The sequence below is a fragment of the Streptomyces sp. NPDC005774 genome, assembly GCF_042871645.1.
GTDB lineage: Bacteria > Actinomycetota > Actinomycetes > Streptomycetales > Streptomycetaceae > Streptomyces > Streptomyces pratens.
The window spans coordinates 121271-144317 of sequence record NZ_JBIAIV010000017.1 but is presented as its reverse complement, the minus strand read 5'-3'; the positions used below and the strand labels follow the sequence as shown (position 1 = coordinate 144317).

Sequence of the window (23047 nt, the reverse complement as noted above, 5' to 3'; positions counted from 1 at the left end):
CAACCAGCCCCGCCGCTGTCTCGGCTACCTCACCCCACAGGAAGCCTTCCAGCGAGCCCTGACCGAAGGTGTTGCTTCAACGAATTGACACCGCCGGCTCGTACACATAGAAGTGCCGAGTGAACGGAATTTCGTACCCAATCTTTGTCTTGCTGTTGTCGATCCACGCACCCGGCACATGCGGGTGAACCTCTCGCTCCAGGTACTCCTCGACGTCCTCACCCAACGGCACGTTCTCGAAGTCCCGCAACTCTGCATCCGGCTCCGGCTTGCCCTTGACCAGCTGGACCTCCCCTTCCGGATCCCGCACCCCCACCGCATCCCGCAGCGCCTTCAAGAACGGCGCCCCAGACGGCCACGTAGAGCCGGCCTGGATCACCGCGTCCTTCAACGCCAGCCACGCGTCCGCCTTCTTGGCCCAACTGCTGCCCTCCAGCTCCCGGAACGCCTCCAGCATCAGCGACGCCTGCGGAAGCTTCTGGACAACCTTCGAGGCCTCCAGCGCCGCCAGCGTCTCCTCCGTCAGCTCGAAGCGCAGCTTCAGCGGGCGCTCGACGGTGATGCGCTGGTACCCGAACGCCGTGTTGTCGAAGACCTTCACCTTGCCGTGCAGCGGGTGTTCCGCGTCCGCAGCCGCGTGCAGGGCCTCGCCGTACAGCTTGACCACCGTGGCGATGTGGCCCTTGCTGAGCTGCTTGCGCTTGTCGCCCAGCGACTTGCGCATCTTCTGCCACTGGTCGCGTGCGTCCAGCAGCACGACCTTGCCCTTGTGGTCGGGGCTCTTGCGGTTGGTCAGGATCCAGAAGTACGTGGAGATGCCGGTGTTGTAGAAGAGCTGGTCCGGCAGGGCGACGATGCCCTCCAGCCAGTCGTTCTCCAGGATCCAGCGGCGGATCTCCGACTCGCCAGAGCCCGCCCCGCCCGAGAAGAGCGGGGAGCCGTTGAAGACGATCGCGATACGCGAACCGCCCCCGCCGTTGACGTCCACCGGCTTCATTTTGGAGATCATGTGCTGGAGGAACAGCAGCGAGCCGTCGTTGATGCGCGGCAGTCCCGCACCGAAGCGGCCGGCGTCGCCCAGCGACAGGTGCTCCCGCTCCACCTCCTCCTTGACCTTCTTCCACTCCACGCCGAACGGCGGGTTGGCGAGCATGTAGTCGAAGGTCGAGCGGGTGTGGCCGTCGTCGGAGAAGGAGTTGCCGAAGGCGATGTTCTCCGGGTCCTGGCCCTTGATCATGAGGTCGGACCGGCAGATCGCCCAGGACTCGGGGTTGAGCTCCTGCCCGTACACCTCCACCGTGGCGTCGGGGTTGAGTTCCTTGATCAGGTCGTCCGTCGCGGAGAGCATGCCGCCCGTGCCGCAGGCCGGGTCCATGACCGTGCGGACGACGCCCGGGAGCTGGAGGCCGTCGCCGTCGGGGGCGACCAGGAGCCGCACCATGAGCTGGATGACCTCGCGGGGCGTGAAGTGCTCACCGGCCGTCTCGTTGGACTGCTCCGCGAAGCGGCGGATCAGTTCCTCGAAGATGTAGCCCATGTTGTGGTTGGGCACGGTCTCGGGGCGCAGGTCCAGGTCTGTGAACTTGCCGATGACCTGGTAGAGCAGCCCCGAGCTGTCGAGCCGCTTGATCTGCTGGGCGAACTCGAAGCGGTCGAGCACGCCACGGGCGTTGTCGGAGAACGACCCCACGTACACCGTGAGGTTCTTCGCCGCGCTCTGCGGGTCCGCCGCGATCTTCTTCAGGGTGAGGCCGGACTTGTTGTAGAAGGAGTGGCCCGCGGCCCGCCGCAGGAAGCGGTCCGGGTCGATGTCGCCGTCCTTGTACTGCTCCGCCAGCGCCGTGACCTTCTCGCGCGTCGGCTCCAGTACGCACTCCAGCCGTCGCAGCACCGTGAACGGCAGGATGACCTTGCCGTAGTCGGACTGCTTGTAGTCCCCCCGCAGGAGGTCGGCGACGGACCACGCGTGGTTCGCCAACTCCGTGTGCTTACCGCTGTTCAAGTGGATCCCCGGATTCCTTCCGAAACGTCCCAACCCCACCACCCCCGCCGAGCCAGGTCGACTGGCAGGCCGGGGCGGTCCGACAAGTGTGGTCTATCTGTGCAGCCCTGTGTGCCTAATGGGGCGAATCGTCACCCCGGCCCCGTACCGGGGCCGCATCCGCCGCCGTCTCCCGGGACGACGGCAGCAACTGCCCGCCGGTGAGCCCGCCCGCCAGCAGTCGTGCTGTCTCCTCCGCCAACCGCGTCGCCCGTTGCGCCTCCGCCCGCAGTTCGTGGACGCGGCGGAACGCCTCCCCATACCGCCGCTGCTCCTCCAGCGGGAGCAGCGGTACGCGCAGCCGGCCGGGGCTGACGTTCAGCACCGTGCTGCCGGTCGATGCCCCCGCGATGTTGTCCTCGGCGCCCAGGAACCCGGCCAGGAACCAGGCGTCCAGGCGGGCCGGGTCGGGCCGGAACAGGTGGACGTGCGGGCCGAGCAGCGCACCGGCCTCCGCCTCCCCGACGACCAGGGCCATCGCACCGCCGCCACCGCTCGCGACCGCGCGGACCAGCACGTCTCCGGCGGCGATCACCGGCGCCGTGTCCGTACGTACCGTCGCCGGGTCGCCCGTCGGGCCCGAGCCCCGGGAGATGTCCGAGCCGGTGAAGACCGGGCGGGCCGCGTCCGCGCCCGCTTCCCGCCCGCCCTTGCCGGCGCCGTCGTCGTCTCCGCGCCCGCGTGATCCCTCCGGCGTCGTCCGCAGCAGTGTCAGCGCGCCGCCCCGCGCGAGGTCGGCCGCGGTCGCCGTACGCCACTCCCGGGCCGAACTTCCCGCCGCGTCCCAGTCGTCGTAACCGGCCGCGCGGCCGAGGGACTTGGCGGCCTTCACCAGGTTCCGGCGCGTCGCGTCGGCCTCCGCCGCCAGCTTCGCCGGGTCCACCTCGGAGCGTGAGGCGCGTACGAGACGGGTCGGCGTCAGGTCGACGGTCTCGTCCAGCAGGTCGACCACGTCGACCGCGCGGGCGACGCCGGGCTCGCCCTCGAAGGCGTCGGGGTCCGTCGCGAAGGCGTGCCACGCGTCCAGGGCCCGGCCGGTGACCCGCGCCCAGTCCAGCGAGGCGGACCGGCTGCCGCCCCGGGTGCGCGGGCCCGTCCGCGCGTCCGTCTTCGCGTCCGCCGCCGACGACTCGGCGGTGTCGACGAACAGCACCGACTTGCGCTCGGCGCCGCCTGGCTCGGGCCGTTGCAGGATCCAGATCTGCAGGCCGATGTGGAACGGCACCGACGCGCCGACCGGCAGCGCCACCACCGCGCGCAGGGCGCCGCTGCGGACCAGTTCCGCCCGGACCCGGCGGCCCGAGGCGCGGCCGGCCGTCGCGGGCGGCAGGAGCAGGACCGCGTGGCCGCCGGGGGTGAGGTGGGCGAGGGAGTGCTGCACCCAGGCCAGCTCGGACTCGGCGCGGGCCGGTACGCCGTACGCCCAGCGCGGGTCGTACGCCAGCTCGTCGTGTCCCCAGTCCCGGTCGCCGAACGGCGGGTTGCACAGCACGGCGTCGGCGGTCAGGTCGGGGAAGGCGTCCGCGCGCAGGCTGTCGGCGGCGCGGACGGAGACGGTGGTCCCGGGCGGGGCCGTCAGCAGCAGGCTCACCGCGCTGCGCCGCGCCTGCACGGGGAGGACGTCCTGGCCGTACAGCTCGGCAGCGCCCCGGCGGGCGGCGGCCTCCAGCAGGGCGCCGCTGCCGCAGGCCGGGTCCAGGACGCGGGCCGGGGCGTCGGGGAGGAGGCGTGCGAGGAGATCGGCGAGCGGGGGCGGCGTGCGGTACGCGCCGCTCGCCGCGCTGTCCTCCAGCTCCCGCTCCGCGAGCACGCCCAGCGTCGCCTGGCCGCCCTCATCCCGTACGCACACGTACAGCGCGCGGAGCACGGCGGCGTCGGTGTCCGCGAAGCGCACGCCGCCCCCGCCGGGTACGGCGTCGGCGACGTCCGCCGCGTCGCGCTCCGCGCGGACGGCGAGGTCCGTGTCCGGGAGCCGCGCCGCGTCCGTGAGCTGGTCCGGGGTGCGGCGGGCCGCCGCCAGGACGAGGAGCAGCAGGTCCGCCGTACCGGCGTCATCGCCGTCGCTGGTGCTGTGGGTGCTGAGGCGGAGGGTCGTGCGCAGTTCCTCGGCCGGGCTGGCCGCCGAGGCGTAGCCGCGCGAGGCGAGCCATGTCCTGACCGTCTCCAGGTCGTACAGGGGGCTGCTCTCCGCGCCGCCGGACGGCTCGGGGAAGTCGTCGTACCGGCGGCGCCAGTTGCTGACGGTGGCACGCGTGACCCCGGCGATGCGGGAGATCTCGGCGGCGGTCACCTGCGCGGACGACTGCTGGGGCATGACGGAAGACCTGAGCCTCTCAATAGCGGACGTCAACAACCTACAGCACCCGTCAAATCTGTCTAGGTGTTTGACAGCGTTTTCAATGACGTGCTTATCTGGTGACGCTTCCGCAGGGAGTCGCGGCCGTCCGGCTCGGCGGCCCCGTCCGGTCGTGCCGTTCCGCCGTGAGGTCCAGCGGCGCCGCCCCACATCCGATGCCTGCTCTCTCACGCCTGTCCGAACTCCGGGGGGAGTCACCATGCGCCTGACCATGCCGACCGGTGCCGTCGAGGGAACCCAGCTCACCGTCATGCCGTTCCGCGCCGACGCCGTCGTCGGAACGATGGCGGTGCCCACACTCGTCCAGCTCGTCCCGTCACCCCGGGCCGAGGAGGACCCGAGGAGACTGAAGGCCGCCTCCGGCCTGGTGCGCCGCCACGCCGAACTGCGGGCCACCGTCCAGCGCACGCTGAAGTCCTCGCAGAAGGGCAAGAACGTCGGGCCGTACGCCGAGTACATCGCCGCCGGCCTCAAGGGCGAACTCGGCGCCGCCTGGTCCACCCCGCCGATCACGCTCTGGCACGCCGGACCGCTCGCCGCGCTCAGCGACGAACTCGTTCCCGGCAGCGGCCTGCGCACCCTCACCGTCGCGCCCGGCACCATGGTCGTCGCCATCGACGACGAGACCCAGACCACCGCCTGGCACGACCTCTACGACGACCCCGAGACGTACGGCCTGACGTACCCCGAACTCGCCCGGGTCCGCCTCCCGTTCGAGCTGTACGTCGACCTCGCCCCGGCCGACGCGCGCCAGATCTTCTACGACCGCAACGTCCAGGGCGTCGACGTCGCCAAGAACCTCGCGATGTCCATGGACCAGCGCGACGCCGGCACCCGGCTCGCCCACCTGGTCGCCGACTCCGTGCGCGTCGACGTGGACGGTCAACGGGTGCCGTTCGCACGGCTCGTCAACGTCAGCAAGCGGCAGGTGTCGGCCGGCGACCGCGAGGTCGTCACCCTCTCCGCGCTGCGCGCCCTCGTCGTCACCACCCTCTACGGGCGCGGCGGACTCCAGCGGTCCGCCGAGCCCGTGCACGAGAACGACCTGCCGGGCAGGAACCGGCCCGAGCCGGTGGAGGAGGCCGTCGTCCCGGTGCTCGGCCGGCTGATCGCCCGCTACGCCCGTCATCTGACGGACCGCAGCGCCCTCACCGCGCCCGCCGTCCTCGCCGGACTGGGGATCGCCGTCCACCACACGATGCCGTGGAGCGAATCGGCGACCACGTTCCGCGTGGAGGACCTGGTCCGGCTCCTCGACGACATCCACTGGGAGCGCGAGGCGAAGTACTGGGACGGCGTCGCCGCCAAAGCCGGCACCTCCGGCCGCCTCAACTTCAGCGGCGGCGTGAAGGACTCGGGCGGCCGGGTCGCCGACGCGATCCTCTACCCGGCGACCGAGGCGGGCCGCAGGATCCGGGGCTTCTGAACCCGGGCGCCGCGCCCACGCGCCTCTCGACTCCACCTCATCCCGCATCGCGATCCCACGCACGCATCACACCCATGCGCGCATCACACGGAAACGGAGCACGACCATGTCCTTCCAGCAGCCCTTCCACTCCCCCTCTCCGCAGCCCGGCCCCGGCACCCAGGGCCCCTTCGGCCTCGGCACCCCCACCGGCCCGGCGCGGCCCCCGAAGCAGCGCGGCCGGTGGCTGAAGTACGGCGCGGTCGCCTTCGTCTCCCTGTTCATCGGGGTCGGCATCGGAAGCAGCGGCGACGGCACGGCGGCGGCGGACACGGCAGCCGCCGACACCAAGTCCGAGCCGAGGCCGACGGCCACCGTCACCGAAACCGCCAAGGCCGACGGCGGCGGCGCCAAGCCCGCCCCCGCCCCCACCGTCACCGAGACCGAGACGGTCACCGCCAAGCCGAAGAAGACCAAGGCACCGGGCCCGGCGACCAGCTTCTCGGGAGAGGGCGAGTACGTCGTCGGCGAGGACATCAAGGCCGGCACGTACAAGACGGCCGGGGCCGACGGCGACTTCGGCTGCTACTGGGAACGGGCCAAGGACGCCAGCGGCGAGTTCGGCTCCATCATCGCCAACAACAACCTGAACGGCCCGGGACGGGTGACCCTCAACACCGGCGAGTACTTCAAGACCAACCGGTGCCAGGAGTGGAAGAGGGTGGGCTGAGCCGGTGGAGGGTCCACCCCTCCAGGTTGTCGAAGTCCTTCTCGGCGGCCAGGGGTTGGCCGACATAAGGGTGTTCTCCGACAGGGTCGGAAACCGGGGCGCGGCGGACTGCCCTGCCATGTGATGATCTTGCCGGTGCGCCGGGGCTGCTGGCGCGTCAGTCGCGTTACCACACCCTTGGGGGGTAGCAATGAGACTGTTGTTCTCTGCTGGACGCCCGGTACGGCTCAGATCCGGCGCCGCCGTGGTGGCGGCGGCCGGCCTGCTGACCGCCGGCCTCGCCGCGCCCGCGTTCGCCGACGACGACCCGCCGCAGACCGACCAGTTGTGGATCAACAAGCCGTACGAGCAGACGCTGCCGCTCGGCACCGACGGCGGTCAGCCGCAGTCCCGCACTCTCCGCGTCGGCCTCTCCCACGACAACGAGAACTTCACGGTGACCGACGGCAGGCTCACCGTCGACATCTCCGACCTCACCGGGGTCGCCGAGGTGACCTGGCCCGACAACTGCACGCCGAGCGGCACGAGTGCGGTGTGCGACGTTCCCGTGGTGCCCACGATCGGGAGCGACTACAAGCACCAGGTGTTGCTGACGGTGCGCGCGGCCGACGGCGCCGAAGTCGGCGCACAGGGCAGGATCACCTACGAGGCGACGGCCACCGGCGGCCCCGACGGCACGCTCACCGCGCCGCACGAGAGCTTCGATACCACGCTCACCGTCGGCGCCGGGCCCGACCTCGCCATCGACCCCGTCGCCGACATCGAGGCCGGCCGGCCCGGCGACGAGCGGACGATCCCGTTCAGGATCACCAACAACGGCAACGAGAGCGCGAACGGGTTCACCGTCAAGCTGCACGCCTCGTACGGCCTGACGGATCTGACCCGGTACGACGCCTGCACCTACACCACGACGGACGGCAACGACTACGCACCGTCGAACAGGGCAATCTGCACGTTCGACCAGGTGCTGGCGCCGGGCGACTCCTTCGAACTGCCCGAACCGCTGACGGTGCGACTCGCCCCGCACGCGCTGAACGAGCGGCTCGACATCGGCGTCGAGCCGGGCGACGGTGCCCAGGACATCGACTACCAGAACGACTACGCGGCCCTCCAGATCGGCGCGGAAAACACCGCGGACTTCTCCGTGACCGGTGACGCCGTCTCCGGCGCGGCGGGCGAGACGGTCACGGCCGAGCTCACGTTCAAGAACAACGGCCCGGCCTGGCTCGGCAACCTCGGCTCCGGCGACCCGGTCGCCGAGGTCCGGCTGGTCGTGCCCGAGGGCACCAAGGTCACCGGCGTGCCGTCCGGCTGCTCCCCGCGCATCCTCGACGGCGGCTACTACCCGAAGCGGACGGGCGCCCCGCGCTACGACTGCGACCTGCGGTACTGGGTGCTGGAGGACACCCAGCACACGTTCGCGTTCTCCGTGCACATCGACACCGTGGTGCCCGGCGCGACCGGTGCCGTGAGCATCCACCCTCCGTACGGCGAGTTCGGCGAGTACCCCTTCGACTTCGACCCGGACCTCACGAACAACACGGCGGTCCTGGCCGTCAACTGACCGGCCCGCGGGTTCGGGGCAGCCGTTCGAGCGGCTGCTCCGAACCCGCGCTTCACAGGGCGGACGCTGCCGACCGGTCTCTGCCGGCCTGGGCCTGGCGATGATCCGTACCGGCGGGTGAGAGGTGGTGTCCGGGCCCGTACGAGGAGTCGGCGCTGAGCAGGGCCGCCCCCAGCGGGGTGAGGACATGGGTCACCGTGTTCGCTGTCCGCAGGGATGCGATCAATCCGGCTTCCCGGAGGGCCGTCGCGTTGCGGCTGGCCGTGGGCGCGGCGAGGCCGGTCCGCCGGGCCAGTTCACCCGTCGTGCAGCCCTCCTCGACCATGCGGAGGGTCAGCGCACGACCCGGGCCGAGCACGCGGGCCAGGGCACGGTCCGCGGCCTGGCCGGTGCGGGCGACCGTCCACCATTCCGCCCCTCGGGACACGGGATAGACGAGCGTCGGGTCGAGGATCGGATCGATGAGGGAGACCGGAGTGCGCCAGCAGAAGACGGACGGGATCAGGAGCAAGCCCCGGCCGTCGAGGTGGACGTCACGCTCGACCGGGTAGTCGGCTTCCAGCACGGGCGGGTTCCAGCGGAGGGTCGGTCGCATGCTGTGCAGCAGGCCATCAGCTCCCCCGTCGAGCAGGGAGCGTGCGCGCACCGCCCGGTCCGCTTCGACGAGGGCCCGGATCCGGGGCCAGTACGGGGCGATCGCGACCTGGTGGTAGCCGAGCAGCGCGCGGCCGAGGTTCGTGACGGCGGCCAGATCGCCCTCGGCCAGAGGGCGGATCCATGCCGGCGCAGTGGGAAGGACCGCCAATTCCGCGCGTAATCGCCGGGCCGGGGCGGCGAGGATGGCGTCGATGCCTGCCTCCAGGCTGTACATCCGCCTCTGGCGGAGTGAGGAAGTCGGGGAAGTCGCTGCGTGGCGGTGCGAGGCAGCGAATCAGCTGAGCATGTCCGGGGGCGAGGTGGCGGAGTCCAGCGCGTGTCCGCGCACGCCAGGGACCGAAAACTGCCTGCCCGTCGCGGTTGCCAAGCAAGTTAGCGCTGAGTACCCCCTCCCACATGGGGTCTGGCCCTGGCGCCACCTTCATACGGAGCAGGTCTTCACTGGTGAAATGAACTCTCAGCATGCGCCACCCTCTCGTCCCGTCCTGCCCTCTCGTCCCGGCAGAATTCTGCATGCCGTACGCCGCACTGACCATGGTTGTTGCAGCCAGATGGAAAGTCGTGGCCCAAGGTTCCTCCGTCCGGCACTCTGGGCGCACGACAGGGTCACCGGCCCTGCCCTTTCGGAGGAGAACTCATGCGCAAGGTAAATGCTGCGGTTGGCGTGGCCACGGCGTTCGCGGCAGGCATGATCGCTCTGGCGCCCGCGGGTCCGGCCTCGGCCGCGACCCCCACGTGTGACTCGGCCGGCACGTACGCGGGAGCCTGGGTTCCGATCTACCGGGCGACCCCCAGCGCTACCTGCAACATGGTGCGGGGCAACAACAGCGTCGGCGTCCGGCAGCTGCAGACCACGCTCAACAAGTGTTACAAGGCTGGTCTCATCGAGGACGGCGACTTCGGCACCGCCACCCGGAACGCGCTTATCAATGCCCAGCGAGCCGCCGGTACGCCGGCGGACGGGGAATACGGCCCGAACACCCGCAAGGCAATCAGGCACGAGCCAGTCAACGGCAGCACGAACTGCGTCCGCGTTCCCTGAGGAACCTGACCGACCCCATGTGAGCCCCGGAGGCCTCGTCACCCGGCTCCACGCAGAGGCAGCGCCCGGCGCCTCCGGCACCCGAAGCGGTGCCGGAGGCGCCTCGGCCTGTCAGGCGACAGCAGCACCGGGCACCTGGACCCGGAGACCAGTTGAGGTCTGGGAGGACCGTGCCGGCGACGGTGCGGTCCTGGCCCGGCTCGGTGTCGGCTTCCGCAGTGTCTGCCTGGTCCGGGCGGACGCCGGATACGCCAACTCCGTTGATTCCAGGACCGTTACTCGGCGCTACACGCCACCTGGCCGTAGTTATACGAGAGCAGGGCCGTGCCGGCTGCCCCACTCACCGGCACAAAAGGCGAGCGGTCCCCCGACTCGGCCTGATCCGCCGGACAGGCCCCAGCTGATTGCGGTATGCGCCGCATCGGACTTCAGCGCCGCGCCAGCGCCAGCACGCTCAGTCCGAACATCAGTACGCCCAGGGGGAGATGGACCGAAGGTACGTGCGCGATACCGAGCACGACCTGGACCGAGGCGAGGACAAGGAAGCCGGACGCGTGCCAGACGGGCCGGGGCGAGCCGCCGCCCGGCTTCCACGCCAGCACCGCCGCGAGCAGATACAGCATCGACGCCCCGTACATCACGCGGGCTCCGACGCTGTGCAGCGTCTCTCCGTAGGCCGAGGTCAGCAGCAGCCCGGCGGAAACGGCTTGAAGGAAGATGGTCAGGGTCTGCAGGGTGATCGCGATCTGCAGGAACGAGAAGCGTCGCTGTGCCGTCGCCTGGGTCGCCATGCCACGGTCCCCTTTTCCGCCCGGGGGGCAGTAGATCGATAAGGTCTTACCGATCCGACGACGCAGGGCTGTGAAAGGTAAGGCGAAGGGCGGCCGGGAGCATGGGGGCGGTGGGGACGAGCACCGATGGGACAGCCGGTGAGCGGCGCCAACTGATCAATGTCTCCTACCGATTACTCGGTTCACTGGCCGAGTCCGAGGACGCCGTACAGGAGGCCTACGCGCGCTGGTACGCACTGCCACGCAGCCGGCGGGACGAGATTGCATCCCCCGGCGCCTGGCTGACGACGGTGACCGGCCGCATCTGCCTGGACGTGCTCGGCTCGGCGCGGGCCCGGCGTGAACGCTATGTCGGCGCGTGGTTGCCCGATCCGCTGCCCGACCACGCCGAGTGGAACCACGGCCATGGCACCGACCTCGCCGACCAGATGGTTCTGGACGAATCGGTGACCATGGCCTTCCTCGTCGTCCTGGAGTCGATGACACCCGCCGAGCGGGTGGCGTTCGTCCTGCACGACGTCTTCCGGTACCCCTTCGCCGAGATCGCCGACATCCTCGGCCGGACTCCTGCGGCCTGCAAGCAGCTCGCGGCCTCCGCCCGGCGGCGGGTGCGCGTCGCGCGGGCTCCGGTGACGGCGGCCGGGCAGGCCGATGTGGTGCGGCATGTCAAAGAGGCATGGGAGACCAAGGACATCGCGGCGCTTGTCGACCTCCTCGACCCGGCCGCCGTGATGACCGCCGACGGCGGCGGCATGGCCGGTACCGTCCTGCGCCCGATCGAAGGCGGTGCGCGCATCGCCCAGTACATGGTCGCCATCGCCGACAAGGCTCCGGGGCTCGAACTCCTGGAGCGGTCGGTCAACGGTGTGCCGGGCCTGGTGGCCCGACGTGCCGGCGCCATCATGACCGTAGCCTCGTTCGATGTCGCCGACGGCCGCGTCACCCGGATCTGGGCGGTCCGCAATCCGGAGAAGCTGCGGCCGTGGGTGCGGGCCGGCTAGGACTTGTCCGGCCGGCCATGCTGGAGTCGGACCTGTCGCGAGTACCCGCACCGCTGGAGCCACTCATTGTCGTGCGCCGCAAGTATCTTGCGGCGCATGGCAATGGCTGACTATCTTGTACCGCATGACAAAGGGGCTGCCCGCTACCGGTGACCAGCGTCGTAGTCAGCTGCTGCGCGGAGTGCTCGATCTGTGCCTGCTGTCGCTGATCGCCGAACGGCCGTGCTACGGCTTCGAGTTCGTGGAGGCACTCGCCGACAACGGGCTCGATCTCGTGAGTGAAGGCAGTATCTATCCGCTGCTCGCCCGGCTGGAGCGGGAGAGGCTCGTCTCCTCGTACCGCGCCCCGTCGGCCAGCGGTGGCGCCCCACGCAAGTACTACCGCCTGACCGAAGCGGGACGTGCCGAACTGGCGAGCGGCCGGGCCGTGTGGCACGCCTTCAGCGGGCGTGTGGGGCGGATCCTGACCGACACCGGACCCACGGGGGGAAGCGCACCATGACGGACCGGCGCACCATGACGAACCAGCAGGTACTCGCGGTCTGCCGCAGCAACTGGGAGTACCGGGGCATCGACGACAGATCCGTCCGGGAGATGCTCGACGAGCTCTCCGCTCACCTGGAGGACGCGGTGGCCGCGGGCCGCACGCCCCAGGACGTCGTGGGCGACGACGTCAAGAAGTTCGCCGCGTCCTGGGCGCGGGCCCGCGCTCCGTTCGCCCACCGGCTGTTGCGCACAGCGGCGATGGTCTGCTTCGTGATCGGTTCGCTGATCCTGGCCACGTGTCTGGTCCGGTGGACCACCGAACGGGTCGTGAGCGTTGACGATGTCGCCTTCTGGGCCGTCGTCGCAGCGGTCACGGTCGCCTGGGAGCTGCGGCGCGGCAGCCTGGGGCTCGGCGGGAGCCTGGCGGTCGCCCTTGTCGCCGGCTCGGCCGCAGTGCTGCTCTCCCTGTGGCTGGGCGTCGAAGGGACGCTGTTCACATTGCCACTGTGGGCGGCCCTGGCGCTGCTCCTTCCCGGACTGCCGTACGTCGTCGCCGATGCGCGGGGCAGGAAGAGCCCCGCGCCCGGTGTCGACTAGAACCTGCCCGTCCGATCATGTACGGAGCCAGATGACGAGGGCCACCGCAGTGGCAGGGCCGGGGAACCGGTGACCTGTGAAACCGTGTCGCGCACTGCCAGCAGCTCGGCATTGACGTCTCCGCCCGTGACGTCGAGCACCGCATCCGCCGCCTCCTCCCCGAAGACCGCGGCCGTCCGAGCGCGAGCTTCCCGCCGGCTGATCTCGATGAAGGGCACCTCCCGCCCGAGTGCTGCCGCGATGGCCTCGACCTGCTGCCGGGCTGTCTCATCACCGGCTGTCGAAGCGCCGATCCCTTACGACCTCACCCGCGACAGCGAGCGGGCTCCCGACACCCTGCGGCTTCGCCTCCGGCGTTGTCGTCGGTCGCGATGGCTCCCGCCCTCACTCCCTCCTCCGCCCTGGACGCGAAGCCGCAGGACACCGCTCGCCGATCCACTCCCCATCGCGGGTGAGGTCGATACGGACGTCGCCTTGGCCTGCCTCGTCGGCCCCGTCCGCGGCCGGTCCCGGGTGGGTGTGTGGTCAGCGTGGTCTCACCTCGTCCGTCAGCTTGCCCTTGCGCAGGGTGAGGACGCGGTCGGACTGTGCCGCCAGTCGCTGGGAGTGGGTGACGACCACTACGCACTTGTCCTGTTCGTGGGCCAGTTCGCGGAAGGTGTCGATGATGCCCTGGGCGGTGTCCTCGTCGAGGTTTCCGGTGGGTTCGTCGGCGAAGAGGATGTCGACGTCGCAGGCCAGGGCGCGGGCGATGGCGACACGTTGCTGCTGGCCGCCGGAGAGCCGCATGACGTTGCGCGTGGCCATGTCCTTGTCCAGGCCGAGCCGTTCCAGGAGGTGCAGGGCGTGGGCCCTGCGGCCGCCGTGGTCCGGCTTCACGCCGGTGATCTCCATGGCGGTGGTGACGTTCTGGAGGGCGGTCATGTAGGTGAGCAGGTTGTAGTGCTGGAAGATCGTGGCGGCGTGCTTGTTGCGGTAGCGGCCGAGGCCGAGCTTCGTCAGGTCCTGGCCGCGGAAGCTGATGGTGCCCCGGGTGGGTGCGTCGAGGCCGCTGGCGAGGCTGAGCAGGGTGGTCTTGCCGCTGCCCGAGGGCCCCAGGACGGTGTAGAAGGTGCCGCGCCGGAAGCTGTAGTCGATGCTCTTGAGCACGGTGGTCCTGCGGCGCTGGTCGGCGTAGGTGTGGCTGACGCCGTCGAGGCGGAGGACGGGCGGGGTTTCGGTGGTGCCGGTTTCGGTGGCGCCGGTCATGGTGGCTGTCACTTGCCCTTCGTGAGGATGGTGCGGGGGGTGAGCCGCAGTACGGAGGCGGCCGGGACGGCCGTGGCCAGCAGGCCCAGGCCGAGGCCGACGCCGCCCACGGTGGCCAGGGCCGCCGGGTCGAGGCGTACGTCGATGCTGTCGATGGGGTCGGCGTTCTCCACCGGCTTGTCGTTCGGGTCGATGCCCTGGTCGATGCCGGTGCTGCCGGGAGCCGGGGGCTGCCAGGAGTCGAGCTTGTGCCGGGCCGCGGCGGCTTCTCGGCCGAGCAGCGACCGGCTCGCGCTCTGGGTCAGGCTCTGGGTGAACAGGGAGCTCAGGCCGATGGCGAGGGCCGCGACCGCGACGATTTCCAGCGCCTGCTGGGCGATGAGCTTCCCCTTCTTCTCGCCCATGGCCAGCAGTACGCCGTACTCCTTGCGGCGCTGTTTGACCGCGAGGTTGACGAGGAGGGCGAGGACGGCGGCGCCCGCGACGCCGATCAGCCACATCGCGACGGCGGCCGTGGAACTGATGCTGTCCAGAGGGCCCGTCATCTGCCGGATCGCCTTGTCGTTCGCGTCCAGTGCGAACCCGTCGAGCGCGGAACCCGCGATCCGTTCGGCCTCCTCCTTGAACCTCCCCAGGTCGTCGGCGTCGGAGAGGAGGAAGGTCGCCTTCCTGACCTGCAGGGACCCGTCAGCGGGAGCGTTGAGCCCGGCGAACCCGCCCACGGACGCGTACAGCATGTTGGCCGGGTTGACGAGGTGCTCCGGCTCGGGCTCGGAACTGGGGCGCGGGTCCCGGTAGATACCGGCGATCGTGAAATCCGCCGTGGCCTTGCCCTCGTTCGCGCCCAGGGTGATCTTGTCGCCGGTCTTGAGGCCGTTCTTCTGGGCCAGCCGCTCCTCGACCAGCAGCAGGTGCTTGTTTTTGCCGGCGGCGGTGAGGTGCGCTCCGGACAGGAGCTCGAAGTTGCCGCTGCGGAAGTCGGGCAGCAGCGCGGAGTCGAGGACTCCGACGGTGGGGGTGCCACCGGGCCCCATGCCCGAGGCCGCGGCGTCCACGCCCTCGGTCACCAGCTCGGTGCCGCCCTTGACGACGCCCCGGTCGAACATGGAGTAGGTGTACTTCCGGACCAGCGGGGAGGCGCCCAGCTCGTCCACCGCCGTGGCGCTGATCTGAGGGGCCACGAGGGCACCGCCGGCGCCCAGGTTTTCCAGGTCCATCTCCAGGTTGACCTCGGCACCCACGGAGCGCTTGGCCTCGTTCTTGGCCTGGGCGGTCGCGTCCCTGATCATTACGCCGGCCAGCACCATCACGGAGATGACGAGGAAGGTGCACAAGGTGATCAGGGTCCTGCCCCTGCGGGACCACAGGCTGAGCCCTGCCCGTTTGACGAAGTTCATATCGGTCGGCTCTCTCGTTCCGTATCGGTCGTTCTGTGGCGGTCGTTCTGTAGTGGTGCGGTGCTTATTCGCTGTCGGTGAGGAGGGAGCGGGGGTGGAGGCGGAGAATCCCGATGCCGGGGACGACGGTGGAGACCAGGGAGATGCCGAGGCCGATGCCGGCGACCTTGCCGAGGTCGGAGGGCTCGACGCGCATCTTGGGCGAGTCGGCCGACGTGTCCGGGGAGCCGGTCCTCGAGGAGGGGGCGGGGGCTTGGCGGGCGAGCAACGCGTCGCCCGCCTGCTGGACGGCGACCTGACCGGCCAGGGCGGCGACGGCCACCGCCGGCAGGCCGACCGCGGCCACTTCCACGGCGTGCTGGCCGATGAGCTTCCACTTCTTCTCGCCCAGCGACAGAAGCACCCCGAGCTCGTCGCGGCGCTCCCGGATCTGCAGCATCACGATGAGCCCGAGAATCAGCGCACCGGCCACGGCGGTGAGCCGGACGATCAGCCCGGCGAAGGTACCGGCCCGCTGGATCGGACGGACCTGGTCCCTGTACGCCTTGTCGTTGACGCGGAAGTCGAACGACCCACCGCCGAGGAGACGTTGGGCCTCGGCGTGCAACTGCTCGGCCTGTTCCGGGGAGCCGATCCTGAAGACCGCTTCGGCGAGGTCCGCCGTGCCGGGGCTCAACCGCTGAACCGTGCGGACCGGTACGTAGAGCACGTTGCCGGGCAGCTGGTGCGGTGGCACCCACCTCGACGGGTCCTGCGTCGAGTCCCGGTAGATCCCGACGACCGTGAGCGGCACGGTGCGCTTTCCGTCGGCCGACCGCGCGCGGAGGGTGTCGCCGACCTTGAGCCCGTTCTTCTCGGCCAGCCGTCGCTCCACCACGGCGACCCCGCGCCCGGCGTCCTCGGGGGTGATCCCGCGCCCCGCCGTGATCTTGTTCGAGCCGTAGGAGAAAGGCAGCAGCAGGCCCGAGTCACGCACGCCGTTCAGCGCCAGGGAAGGCGGTGTCCTGGGAGGCGGTGTCTTTGCCCCGGCGCGGTTGCCGCCCGGCCCCGGGGCGTCGGACTCCAGCGGCTCGATGCCGCGGGCCCCGGCCTCGAGCGGGAGCCGCGGGTTGTACCGATGCACCTGCGGGGACGCACCGAGCCGGTCCGCCAGCGCCGGAGTGAGGCCCTTGCCCTTCAGCGTCACATCGACGCCGATGGTCCGCTGCGCCTCCGCCTCCTGGCGGGCGGCGGCGCCCTGCAGCAGGAAGCCGCCCAGCAGCAGGACGCAGATGACGACGAAGATCCCCAGCAGAGCGGCGGTCCTGGCTTTCCTGGCACGCAGGCTCATCCCCGCGCGCTTGACGAAGTTCATGGCCGCAACAGAAGCAGGGCGCCCTTTGCAGCGGGATAAGCGCGTTACAGCGGCGTAAGGACGCGGTCCCCGCGACGGCCGGGAGTCGGGAACATGCCGCTCCGCTCTCCTTATCCCCCTGCAATGCCGTGCCGGGTTTCATGGGGCCCATGAGAGTTCTGTTGGCCGAGGACCATCGCGTTCTCGCCCGTACGATCGCCACCGGGTTGCGCCGGCAGGCGATGGCCGTCGACCTCGCGGTCTCCGGGGACGAGGCCGAGCGGATGTGCCTGCTCACCGACTACGACGTGCTGATCCTCGACCGCGACCTGCCGGTCATGACCGGCGACGAGGTGTGCCGACGGCTGCGCGAACTCACCGACCCGCCGCGGATCCTGATGCTGACCGCGGCCGGCGAGATCACGGACAAGGTCTACGGACTCACCGCTCTCGGCGCCGACGACTACCTGACCAAGCCCTTCGACTTCGCCGAGCTGGTCGCCCGGATACGGACGCTCAGCCGCCGCACGCCCAAGTCGCCACGGGTGGCGCTACGACATGAGGGCATCACCCTGGACCGGGCGCGGCACGAGGTGTCCGTGGACGGCCGGCCCCTGGAACTGACACCCAAGGAGTTCGCGGTCCTGCACCTGCTGATGGAGGCACGAGGGGCGGCGGTGCCGTACGGCGAACTCGTGCGCACCGTCTGGGACGAGAACCTCGACCCGCGCACCAACGCGGTGAGGGTCGCCGTCAGCCGGCTGCGCCGCAAGCTGGGCGACCCCGGCCTCATCACCGCGGACAAGGGGCAGGGATACCGGCTGTGCGACTGAACCCGCGGACGCTGCTGCGGGGCATGCCGTTCCGTGCCCGGCTGGCCCTGGCCTTCTCCGCGCTCTTCCTGCTGACGGGCGCGGCGCTGCTGACCTTCGTGGTGCTGCTCGCGCGCTACGGGACGGCCCGGCAGGTCGAAGCGATCGAGATCACCAAGATCGATGCGCCGAGCGGCAGCGAGCTCTCCGGCGATTTCTCCGGCGAGTTCTCCAGCGGGTACGCGCAACCCACGGACCCCCAGGTAACTCTTCCGCCGCCGGGCACGACCGGCGACGGCGTCGCCTTCGTCCGCCAGATCGACCAGACCGTACAGGCTGTGCAGGACACCGCCCTGCGACAGATGCTCCTCTGGTCGGCCGTCGGACTGCTCGTCATGACACTGCTGGCCGCACTGCTCGGCCGGTGGCTGGCCGGGCGGGCGCTCCGGCCGGTCGCCGCGATGACGGAGACCACCCGCCGGATCAGCGAGCACAACCTGCACCAGAGGCTGGCGCTCACCGGCCCCGACGACGAACTCCACCGCCTCGCCGACACCTTCGACACCATGCTCGACCGGCTGGAGAAATCGTTCGAGAGCCAGCGACGCTTCGTCGCCAACGCCTCCCACGAACTCAGGACACCCCTCGCGGTCCAGCGCACCAGCCTGGAGGTCGGCCTCGCCGACCCCCTCCCCGACGGCCTCGCCGAAGTGCGCGAGGACCTCCTCGCCGCCAACCGCGAGGCCGAACAGCTGATCACCGCACTGCTGCTGCTCGCCCGCAGCGACCGCGGCCTGGAGGAGACCGAGACCGTGGACCTGTCGGCCGCGGCCCGGCTCGTGGCGGCCGAACTCGCCCCGCAGGCCGAGGAAGGCCGAGTGGACGTTGCCGTGACGTCGGACCGGCCGCTGGCCGTCCTGGGAGATCCGCTGCTGCTGCGCCACCTGCTGACCAACCTCATCCGCAACGCCATTCAGTACAACCACCCCGGCGGCCGGGTCCGTATACGGCTCGAAGAGCACACGCTGACCGTGACCAACACCGGGCCCCCCGTGCCCGCCGACCGGATACCGGACCTCTTCGAGCCCTTCCGCCGCCTCACCCAGGACCGCGTCGGCACCACCGGCCACGGGCTCGGCCTCGCCATCGTCCGCTCCATCGCCGAGGCCCACGGAACCGAGGCGACGGCCGAACCCGGCCGGCCGGGCGGCCTCACCGTCACCGTCCGCTTCCCATGACGCACGACGCATGCCGGCGCTGTCACGTTGTCGGGTGGGGGCCTTGGGTCAAGGCCCGCTTGGCCATGAACCGCTCCACGCCCAGCTTGTCGGCGATCTTCTTGTGCGTGGCACGCAGCCCCCTTCACGCTGTCGGCCGATGCACTGCGCGAGCACCCCGACGACTCGTCACGCCAGGGCCGGTGACCTGCGCGAATCACGATGGAGCTTCCTCACTGGTCATGCCGCTGAACGGGCCGGACGACGATTCGGCACCCGCGGTGTCAGTGCGCGCCCCGTCGGCCCTGGCCGGCCGTGGCGGTGGGGAAGCGACGCTGGCGCGCAGGACGACCTCACCGCCCATCCTCAGCACCCGTGACCGGAGCCCGCGCGGCTCGCGCAGGGCGAGTGTCATCACCTCCTGCCCCATGGCGGTGAGTGGGAGGGCGACCGTCGTGAGCGGCGGTGAGAGTTCCCGCATGAGGGGGATGTCGTCGAAGCCGGCCAGCGAGATGTCCTCCGGCACACGTACGCCCTGTTCCCGGAAGGCGGCGAGCGCGCCCATGGCCATCACGTCGGTCACCGCGAAGACGCAGGTGGGCCGTTCGCCGCGGGCGAGCAGCGCTCGTGCCGCCGTGTACCCGCCTTCGCGGGTGAAGGGTCCGGGCACGATCCGCTCGGGCGCCAGGGTGACACCGGCCCGCGCCAGTTCGTCCCGGAAGCCGGTGAGCCGGTCGGAGACCGTGGTCAGCGAGGGCGGTCCGGTGAGTACCGCGAACTCCCGGTGCCCCAGGTCGAGCAGCGCCCGGGCCAGGGCCGAGGCGCCGCCCCGGTTCTCCGGCAGCACGGCGTCGACCCGCAGGCTGCGGTGCCGGCTGACGACCGCGACGCGTCCGCCCGCGCGCACGTACGGCTCGAGTTCCGCGGCGAGCGCCCGTTCCCAGGTCCGGTCCTGGAAGCCGGAGCCGATCAGCAGGATGGCGCGGGCCCGCTGGGCGCGCAGTGTGGACACGTATGCGATCTCGCGGGCCGGTTCGCGGAAGGTGCTGGCCAGCATCACCAGCAGGTCCTTCTCCGCGGCCGCGCGCATCACACCGGCGGCGATCGCGGCGAAGTAGGGGTCGCCCACGTCGTGGCAGATCAGGCCCACGGTGTTGTTCGACGCGCCGGCGAGTGCCTGGGCATGGGCGTTGGGGATGTAGCCCAGCTGGTCGGCGGCCGCGCGTACCCGGCTGCGCAGGTCCTCACGGACCCGGGTGGTGCCGTTCAGGGCTCGTGACGCCGTTGCGAGGGACACGCCCGCTCTGCGGGCGACGGCGTCCAGCGTCACATGAGCCTGTGGTTCCCGTTCACTCACTTGACCTCCCGAAACTTCGGGACGACCTATTGACCGTGCGGACCGGCACTCATTAGCGTGGCCGCACTGTATCAGAAAGCGCTTTCTGAAAGCGTTTTCTCGCAGAAGCGGAGAGACCGATGGACCCGGCCGGTCCGGACGGCTCTTCCCGACCGCTCCGGAGACCCAGGAGTTGACCGTGAGTCAGAGTGCCATCAAAGCACCACCCGCGCAGGTGGCGGGAGTCGACAGGCGGAACAGCCCGAGCGCGGGGGAGCGGACGTCGCGGCTGCTCGAGCAGAGCTGGCGCCCCGCCGCCCTGCTGCTCGCGTGCTTCGCCGCCTGGTGGGTGATCGCCGCCGCCGAACTGGTCGAGCCCTACCTCGTCCCCTCGCCCGGCGCGACGCTCGACGTGCTGGCCGGGAAGGCCGACTACATCTGGCAGCACACGTGGGTGACCACCTACGAGACGCTCCTCGGCTTCCTGATCGCCGTCGTCTTCGGGGTGTTCGCCGCCGTGGTGATGGTCTACTCGGCCACCGTCGAGAAGACCCTCTACCCGATCCTGCTGTTCGCCCAGGTCGTGCCGAAGATCGCCATCGCCCCGCTGTTCGTCGTGTGGCTGGGCTTCGGCATCGCACCGAAGATCCTCATCGCGGTGCTGATCGCCTTCTTCCCCGTCGTCATCTCCATGGTGACGGGACTCAAGGCGGTCGACCCGGAGATGCTCCAGCTCTCCTCGACCATGGGCGCGAGCCCCTGGCAGACCTTTGTCAAGATCCGCATGCCCGCCTCGCTGCCCCATCTGTTCTCCGGCCTCAAGGTCGCGGTGACGCTCGCCGTGACAGGCGCGGTCGTCGGCGAGTTCGTCGGCGCCAACGAGGGGCTCGGCTATGTGATCCTCCAGGCCAACGGCAACCTCGACACCCCGATGCTCTTCGCCGGCCTGCTGGTGATGTCCCTGATCGGCGTCGTCCTCTTCGTCCTCGTCGAGATCGCCGAGAAGTTGCTGCTCCCCTGGCACGCCGGCCGCCGCGAGACCGGCGTCACCACCATGTACTGACCTGATGACCGGCCACCTGCCCCGAGCTCACGAGAAGGATCAGCCATGACTGCGCGCAGACTGCTTCTGACCGGCCTCGTACCGCTGCTTCTGGTCGCCACGGCCTGCGGGGAGGAAGGCTCGGACACATCGTCCAGCTCCTCCGGTGAGGAGCTGGACAAGGTGACGCTGACGCTCAACTGGTACCCGTACGGCGAACACGCGCCGTTCTACCACGGCAAGCAGCAGAAGATCTTCGAGAATCACGGCATCGACCTCGAGATCCGCGCCGGCCAGGGCTCCCAGAAGACGGTGCAGGCCACCGGTGCCGGACAGACCGACTTCGGCTGGGCCGACACGCCCGCCGTCCTGTCCGGTGTCGACGCGGGCGTCAAGGTCAAGAGCCTCGGCGTCTTCCTGCAGACCACTCCGGCGGCGGTGCAGTTCTTCGAGTCGCAGGGCATCGACAGCCCCGCCGACCTCAAGGGCAGGACCATCGCGGGCACCGCCGGCGACGCGCTCTCCAAGACGTTCCCCATCTTCCTGAAGAAGAACGGCCTCGCCGAGTCCGACGTGAAGGTTCAGAACACGGACCCGGCCGGCAAGATCGCCGCCGTGATCTCCGGCAAGACCGACGGACTGCTCGGTTACGCCAGCGACCAGGGGCCCACCATGCAGAACAAGGCCAAGAAGCCGGTCTCGTACCTGCGCTTCTCCGAGAACGGGCTGAACTTCTACTCCAACGGCCTCATCGCCGGCCAGAAGGTCCTCGCCGGCAAGAAGGATCTCGCCCAGCGCATGGCGAAGGCGGTCAGCGAATCCTTCGCTGCCGCGGAGAAGGCACCGGAGCCGGCCGTCGCCTCGATGGAGGGCGCGAGTGAGCAGCTCCCGCCGAAGGAGGTCCTGTCCGAGCAGTTCGCCACGACGCTCACCCTCCTGCACACCGAGTCGACGCAGGGCAAGGCGCCGGGCGTCAACATCGAGGCCGACTGGCAGCAGACCATCGACGTCTTCGCCGAGGCCGGACTGGTGAGCAGCCCCAAGGCCGTGGCCGAGTACTGGGACAGCGCCACCGCGATGAAGGGATGACGATGCCCAGAAACACCACCGTGCGGGAGCCGGAAGTGACGAAGGACGGTCAGAGCAGCGGGCCCGGCAGCACAGCGGCGGTCGGCATCAAGGACGTCGCCGTCCGCTTCCGCACCAAGAACCGTGACGTGACCGCGTTGACCGACATCGATCTCGAGGTGCCCATGGGGCAGTTCGTCGCGATCGTCGGCCCGTCCGGATGCGGCAAGTCGACGCTGCTCAAGCTGGTCGCCGGGCTTCTGAAGCCGTCCGCGGGCGATGTGCTGCTGAATGGCGAGCGGGTGCGGGGGGCGCGCCACGACATCGGCTACGTCTTCCAGCGCGCGGCCCTGCTGGAGTGGCGTTCGGCGCGCCGCAACATCCTGCTGCAGGCGGAGATGCGGAAGATGCCGGCGGAGCTGGGGCGCCGGCGCGCCGACGAACTCATCGCGATGACCGGCCTGAGCGGCTTCGAGGACGCGCTGCCGCACGAGCTGTCCGGAGGTATGCAGCAGCGCGTCGCCCTGTGCCGCGCCCTGCTGCACGAGCCGCCCGTCCTGCTGATGGACGAGCCGTTCGGCGCGCTCGACGCGCTCACCCGCGAGCAGATGAACACCGAACTCAACCGCATCTGGCGGGAGACCGGCACCACAGTGCTCCTGGTCACCCACTCCATCTCCGAGGCCTGCTACCTCGCCGACCGGGTGGTGGTGATGAGTCCCAGGCCCGGCACCATCACCGAGATCATCGACGTGGGCCTGCCCCCGGAACGCGACTACACGGAGACGATGGGACGGCCCGAGTTCCGGGAGGCCACCACCCACATCCGCGGCCTGCTCGGCGCGGTCTCCGCGGCGGACTGAGCTTTCCGGGGAGCGAAGGAGCCCCGCACCACCCCAGGGGTGGTGCGGGGCTCCTTCGTAC

The 23047-nt window shown here is 70.3% G+C and carries 20 protein-coding genes and 1 pseudogene; 12 read left to right on the top strand and 9 right to left on the bottom strand.

Annotation, left to right across the window (positions count from 1 at the left end; translation table 11 throughout):
• Positions 1-76: 76 nt before the first annotated feature.
• Both ACFYQA_RS18235 and ACFYQA_RS18230 read right to left on the bottom strand, forming a co-directional pair.
• Positions 77-2002, bottom strand: coding sequence for an N-6 DNA methylase (locus ACFYQA_RS18235; RefSeq protein ID WP_388918411.1), 1926 nt, complete (start codon positions 2000-2002; stop codon positions 77-79).
• Between the two features lie 115 nt (positions 2003-2117).
• A complete protein-coding gene (locus tag ACFYQA_RS18230) occupies positions 2118-4355 on the bottom strand; it encodes an N-6 DNA methylase (protein ID WP_388918408.1) in 2238 nt (745 codons plus the stop codon).
• 241 nt (positions 4356-4596) lie between these two features.
• Between ACFYQA_RS18230 and ACFYQA_RS18225 the strand changes: the two genes are divergently transcribed.
• The 3 genes from ACFYQA_RS18225 to ACFYQA_RS18215 all read left to right on the top strand — a co-directional run bounded on the left by ACFYQA_RS18225 (position 4597) and on the right by ACFYQA_RS18215 (position 8096).
• Positions 4597-5823 carry a DNA sulfur modification protein DndB gene (locus ACFYQA_RS18225; protein ID WP_388918405.1) on the top strand — a complete coding sequence of 409 codons (1227 nt, stop codon included), beginning with the start codon at positions 4597-4599 and terminating at the stop codon, positions 5821-5823.
• A gap of 106 nt (positions 5824-5929) precedes the next feature.
• Positions 5930-6532: a hypothetical protein gene (locus ACFYQA_RS18220; protein ID WP_388918402.1), complete on the top strand. Its 603-nt coding sequence runs from the start codon at positions 5930-5932 to the stop codon at positions 6530-6532.
• Between the two features lie 190 nt (positions 6533-6722).
• Positions 6723-8096: a hypothetical protein gene (locus tag ACFYQA_RS18215; protein WP_388918399.1), complete on the top strand. Its 1374-nt coding sequence runs from the start codon at positions 6723-6725 to the stop codon at positions 8094-8096.
• A gap of 52 nt (positions 8097-8148) precedes the next feature.
• Here the strand turns inward: ACFYQA_RS18215 and ACFYQA_RS18210 are convergent, their stop codons facing one another.
• Positions 8149-8967, bottom strand: a complete 819-nt coding sequence (locus ACFYQA_RS18210) for an ArsR/SmtB family transcription factor (RefSeq protein ID WP_388918396.1) — start codon at positions 8965-8967, stop codon at positions 8149-8151.
• A 423-nt stretch (positions 8968-9390) separates the two neighbouring features.
• Here ACFYQA_RS18210 and ACFYQA_RS18205 point away from each other — a divergent pair, with 423 nt between their 5' ends.
• Complete coding sequence (locus tag ACFYQA_RS18205) at positions 9391-9795, top strand: peptidoglycan-binding protein (protein WP_381358190.1); 405 nt, start codon at positions 9391-9393, stop codon at positions 9793-9795.
• A gap of 428 nt (positions 9796-10223) precedes the next feature.
• Here the strand turns inward: ACFYQA_RS18205 and ACFYQA_RS18200 are convergent, their stop codons facing one another.
• On the bottom strand, positions 10224-10586 hold the full coding sequence (locus tag ACFYQA_RS18200) for a hypothetical protein (RefSeq protein ID WP_388918393.1): 363 nt from the start codon (positions 10584-10586) through the stop codon (positions 10224-10226).
• A 101-nt stretch (positions 10587-10687) separates the two neighbouring features.
• Between ACFYQA_RS18200 and sigJ the strand changes: the two genes are divergently transcribed.
• From sigJ to ACFYQA_RS18185, 3 genes are all read left to right on the top strand, one after another.
• Positions 10688-11587 carry an RNA polymerase sigma factor SigJ gene (sigJ, locus tag ACFYQA_RS18195; protein ID WP_388918390.1) on the top strand — a complete coding sequence of 300 codons (900 nt, stop codon included), beginning with the start codon at positions 10688-10690 and terminating at the stop codon, positions 11585-11587.
• Positions 11588-11711: 124 nt separating this feature from the next.
• On the top strand, positions 11712-12089 hold the full coding sequence (locus tag ACFYQA_RS18190) for a PadR family transcriptional regulator (RefSeq protein ID WP_388918387.1): 378 nt from the start codon (positions 11712-11714) through the stop codon (positions 12087-12089).
• Positions 12086-12670, top strand: coding sequence for a hypothetical protein (locus ACFYQA_RS18185; RefSeq protein WP_388918384.1), 585 nt, complete (start codon positions 12086-12088; stop codon positions 12668-12670). Before ACFYQA_RS18190 ends, ACFYQA_RS18185 begins: the two co-directional genes overlap by 4 nt.
• Here the strand turns inward: ACFYQA_RS18185 and ACFYQA_RS18180 are convergent.
• From ACFYQA_RS18180 to ACFYQA_RS18165, 4 genes and pseudogenes are all read right to left on the bottom strand, one after another.
• Positions 12667-12936 (bottom strand): annotated as a pseudogene (locus tag ACFYQA_RS18180) (capsule biosynthesis protein CapD); the annotation flags it as partial. The gene ACFYQA_RS18185 and the pseudogene ACFYQA_RS18180 sit on opposite strands and share 4 nt — an antisense overlap.
• Positions 12937-13195: 259 nt before the next feature.
• Positions 13196-13930 carry an ABC transporter ATP-binding protein gene (locus tag ACFYQA_RS18175; protein ID WP_388918381.1) on the bottom strand — a complete coding sequence of 245 codons (735 nt, stop codon included), beginning with the start codon at positions 13928-13930 and terminating at the stop codon, positions 13196-13198.
• A complete protein-coding gene (locus tag ACFYQA_RS18170) occupies positions 13927-15315 on the bottom strand; it encodes an ABC transporter permease (protein WP_388918378.1) in 1389 nt (462 codons plus the stop codon). The genes ACFYQA_RS18175 and ACFYQA_RS18170 overlap by 4 nt, the downstream gene beginning before the upstream one ends.
• Positions 15316-15379: 64 nt before the next feature.
• The gene (locus ACFYQA_RS18165; RefSeq protein WP_388918375.1) at positions 15380-16669 is read right to left on the bottom strand and encodes an ABC transporter permease; all 1290 of its coding nucleotides are present in this window, start codon (positions 16667-16669) and stop codon (positions 15380-15382) included.
• A 149-nt stretch (positions 16670-16818) separates the two neighbouring features.
• Here ACFYQA_RS18165 and ACFYQA_RS18160 point away from each other — a divergent pair, with 149 nt between their 5' ends.
• The gene (locus tag ACFYQA_RS18160) at positions 16819-17481 is read left to right on the top strand and encodes a response regulator transcription factor (protein ID WP_388918372.1); all 663 of its coding nucleotides are present in this window, start codon (positions 16819-16821) and stop codon (positions 17479-17481) included.
• The gene (locus ACFYQA_RS18155; RefSeq protein ID WP_388918369.1) at positions 17472-18698 is read left to right on the top strand and encodes a sensor histidine kinase; all 1227 of its coding nucleotides are present in this window, start codon (positions 17472-17474) and stop codon (positions 18696-18698) included. Before ACFYQA_RS18160 ends, ACFYQA_RS18155 begins: the two co-directional genes overlap by 10 nt.
• 196 nt (positions 18699-18894) lie before the next feature.
• On the opposite strand, the gene ACFYQA_RS18150 is transcribed toward ACFYQA_RS18155, so the two are convergent.
• Positions 18895-20007, bottom strand: coding sequence for a LacI family DNA-binding transcriptional regulator (locus tag ACFYQA_RS18150; protein WP_388918438.1), 1113 nt, complete (start codon positions 20005-20007; stop codon positions 18895-18897).
• A 205-nt stretch (positions 20008-20212) separates the two neighbouring features.
• On the opposite strand from ACFYQA_RS18150, the gene ACFYQA_RS18145 reads away from it, so the two are divergent.
• Genes ACFYQA_RS18145 through ACFYQA_RS18135 form a run of 3 tightly spaced genes read left to right on the top strand, consistent with a single transcriptional unit; the run spans position 20213 to position 22986 of the window.
• Positions 20213-21076: an ABC transporter permease gene (locus ACFYQA_RS18145; protein ID WP_388918366.1), complete on the top strand. Its 864-nt coding sequence runs from the start codon at positions 20213-20215 to the stop codon at positions 21074-21076.
• A 45-nt stretch (positions 21077-21121) separates the two neighbouring features.
• Positions 21122-22144, top strand: a complete 1023-nt coding sequence (locus tag ACFYQA_RS18140; RefSeq protein ID WP_388918363.1) for an ABC transporter substrate-binding protein — start codon at positions 21122-21124, stop codon at positions 22142-22144.
• Positions 22141-22986 carry an ABC transporter ATP-binding protein gene (locus ACFYQA_RS18135; protein WP_388918360.1) on the top strand — a complete coding sequence of 282 codons (846 nt, stop codon included), beginning with the start codon at positions 22141-22143 and terminating at the stop codon, positions 22984-22986. The genes ACFYQA_RS18140 and ACFYQA_RS18135 overlap by 4 nt, the downstream gene beginning before the upstream one ends.
• Positions 22987-23047: the final 61 nt, after the last annotated feature.